The following is a 1,841-nucleotide window of genomic DNA, read 5'->3' on the forward strand; positions in this document are numbered from 1 at the left end:
AAAGAGCGCAGCAGCTACGTTGCGCATGTGATCCGACCACTCAGGGTCGCTGATGACCGCCCCTTCGTCGAGAAGCAGATAGGCCAAGTCCGGCCGATAGCGTTCGAGCCCTCCGGGTACCTGTTCGACCAGGTCCGCCATGCCTCGGCCGTGCTGACCAATTGCCGGTGAACGTGGCTATTGGCGCAACGCCCTATCGTGACGCCAAGGCGCTGCGGCGGGCTTTATGCAGCGTTTCCATCATGCAAACTTCAGGAAGCAAGCCTCAGGGAGCGGGCTTCGCCAGATCGCTGATCTTTTCAAGATCGTAGCGCTGCGCGGTCTCGGCGGTGACGACGAAGCCGTTCTTGTCTTGCGCAGGGGCTGGCTCGAAGCCCACCAGGTCGTGTTCAGGCAGCAAGGTAGACAGGGGTTGTCCGCTCGTGTCGGCGAGCGTGTTCAGCCAACCACCCAGACTGCCGGTATATTCCGGGAACAGATCGATCTCGCCACTTTCGAGCAGGGGCAGATAGGTGGCGCGGTTGCCGATTTCCTGGCGATGCCGGGTGGGGTATCCCGCCTGGTCGAGCGCCTGGCGATACATCTCCGCCAGGATGATGCTCTCGGCGAAGTTACCGGAGCCGACCACGATGGTGGGGCCCTCTTTTTTCGACGCACTCTCCGCAGGCGCGGACGCTCCATGTTCCTTAAGCCACTCCCGGGCGATGGTCTCCGCGTCCACCTCGTCGAGCGCGAAGCGTCGATTCATCTCGGTCAGCTCCGGAGTCGTCAAAGCGGCGCTGAGCGGATTGAGTACCTTGCCGAGCTCGGGGTAGGCGTCGCCGATGGACTGATGGGCCACCGGAATGACGTTCTCCGCCGGCTGGGCGTTACGGTCATCCTCCAGCAGGACGAAGCGGTCAGTGGCAAGATACCCATTGGTGGTGAAGAGCACGCCGATCTGAATGTTTCCGTTCAGGAGCGCCTCTCGCGTGCGCGGCCCCCCGGGGTCAGTGACCACGAAGTCGGCGAAGTGCAAACCGTACTCTTCCTCAAGCGCGGGCAAGCAGTACGGCTCATGGGGACACTCCTTGCCGGAGCCGAACACGAACTGGCTAGCGATGGTCTCCGGCCCGCGCTTGCTGGCCGACTCTTCCTGCTCGGCCTCACTGGCCGACAAGGATGGCGCTGCCAGAAACAAAGCGGCCAAGGCCGTGCTGAACATCAGGGAGCTGCGTCCGGTCGGTAGCTGGTTGCTCAATTCGATCACCCCATAATATTGAAGTTGTAAGTCAGATTTTTAGGCATCGTCGAAGCGCCGAGCCCCATTGCAGGTATCGGCGTTCGACACAAAATGTACACACACCCTATATAGCTATCGCTGTCGTTACAAAACCTGGACGACGTACATCGCCTCGCGCACAACAAAAACGGCCTCATAAGAGGCCGTCATTAAACATCAGTTCATGGTCAATTAAACGAGGGGGTCGGAGCGCAGCTGGCTCACTTCCTCGATGGCCAGACCCGTAATCTCCGCAATCATCTGATCTTCCAGCTCGGTGCGAGCGATCAGGTTGCGAGCGGTATTACGTTTATCTTCCAAAGCGCATTGCTCAGCTTTTTGACGTCCTTCCTGAAGCCCTTCCTGACGACCTTCTTGCCGCTCTTTCTAGGCCCAGGTCTGTAAGTTTTCTGCCAACATGTCTTTATCCTCCACCAAACTGTTGAGCCGATCCAGGTTGACCTCCGCCCCGAGTCGTTGAAGGTGGCGCTTCAACCAGCGGGTGATGATCGCGTCGGTACGGTCCTTGTTCGGATCAGCCTGGATGATCGCCACGACCCTGTCCACGGCTTGCTGGAGG

2 protein-coding genes and 1 pseudogene are annotated in these 1,841 nt (G+C 59.6%); all 3 read right to left on the minus strand.

Translation table 11 applies throughout. The features are described from left to right. Window positions 1-265 precede the first annotated feature (265 nt). Window positions 266-1,240, minus strand: a complete 975-nt coding sequence (locus OP496_RS17505; RefSeq protein ID WP_280565166.1) for a glycine betaine ABC transporter substrate-binding protein — start codon at window positions 1,238-1,240, stop codon at window positions 266-268. A gap of 213 nt (window positions 1,241-1,453) precedes the next feature. Continuing rightward, the gene (locus tag OP496_RS17510; RefSeq protein ID WP_280565169.1) at window positions 1,454-1,582 is read right to left on the minus strand and encodes a hypothetical protein; all 129 of its coding nucleotides are present in this window, start codon (window positions 1,580-1,582) and stop codon (window positions 1,454-1,456) included. Between the two features lie 66 nt (window positions 1,583-1,648). Beyond that, a pseudogene (locus OP496_RS17515) lies at window positions 1,649-1,841 on the minus strand (hypothetical protein); the annotation flags it as partial.

This window comes from Chromohalobacter sp. 48-RD10 (genome assembly GCF_029889785.1).
GTDB lineage: Bacteria > Pseudomonadota > Gammaproteobacteria > Pseudomonadales > Halomonadaceae > Chromohalobacter.